This is a genomic window from Embleya sp. NPDC001921, from assembly GCF_053594475.1.
The window spans coordinates 1-1,097 of sequence record NZ_JBSFEO010000170.1 but is presented as its reverse complement, the minus strand read 5'-3'; the positions used below and the strand labels follow the sequence as shown (position 1 = coordinate 1,097).

Annotated in this window: 1 pseudogene; it reads left to right on the top strand. The window is 70.8% G+C overall.

Annotated features, from left to right (window positions below):
• Positions 1-30 precede the first annotated feature (30 nt).
• Positions 31-1,097, top strand: a pseudogene (locus ACWCPW_RS52070) (hypothetical protein); the annotation flags it as partial.

Genomic DNA, 1,097 nt, shown 5'->3' with positions numbered 1-1,097 from the left:
CTCGCTCCGCCGGCTGTCGGCAGGACACTCGTGTGGGAGGCGCGCTGGTACGACGCGCTCACGTCCGGCACGCTCCTCGCGACGTCGACGCGGACGGTGACGACCCAGCAGACGGCGATCTGGGAGCGGTGGGCGCTGGTCGCGACCGCCCCGGTGGGTGCGACGCATGTGGAGGTGCGGCTGCGGCCGACCGCCGGGGCGTCCAGCGAGGCGTGGTACTTCGACCAGATCGTGGTCCGTCCCACCAGTGTTGCGCTGGTCGCGGGCAACCTCATCTCCTACCCGACGCAGTCCCTCGAGGTGGACGCCACCGGGTGGACGGCCGCCTCGAACTGCACGATTGCCCAGTCGGCGCCGGCGGATCCGTCGTATGTCGACGGCCGCTCCCTCAAGGTCACGGCGACGGCGGCCGGGCAAGCCCGGGTCGAGGCCGCCGCCCTGGTGCCGGTCACGGCAGGGTTGTACTACGTAGCCCAGCAGCGGCACTACGGCACCGGCCTGCACCAGGTCTGGACTGACATCGACTGGTACGCCAGCGATGGCACCACCTATCTCGGGCACGGGTTCCCGGACCAGGACGCCGCGGGCCCAGCTGCGCAGTGGCGCGCGAACCTGATCGGCCGGATGGCGCCGCCCGGTGCCGCCTACGCCCGGTTCGTGTCGCTGCCCCAGGCCAGCACGCCGGGCCAGGTTTTCTTCTTGGATCAGTTCTCCCTGGTGCAGACCGCGCCGCCGTACATCCTGACGCCGCATCAGGAGACGGCGTCGGTCACGATCCAGATCACGGGCTTGGCGTTTCCCGGGACAGTGACGCTCACCCGCGTGCATCCGGACGGCTCGCGTCACCCGGTGCGGGCGATGGGCGGGGACGCGGTCGCGCTGGCGACGACCGGCACGACGATGATCTTCGAGGACTACGAGGCTCCGCTCGGAGTCTCGATCCACTACGAGTACGCCTCGGGCGGCGGGTCGACCAGCACCGTGGATGTGGTCGTGCCGCCGCCGGACGAGCCGTACATGCTGTGGCTCAAGGACCCGGGGCAGCCGGCCAGGAACCTCTGCCTGATGGCCAAGTCCACGGCTGCCTTCGGCCGGAA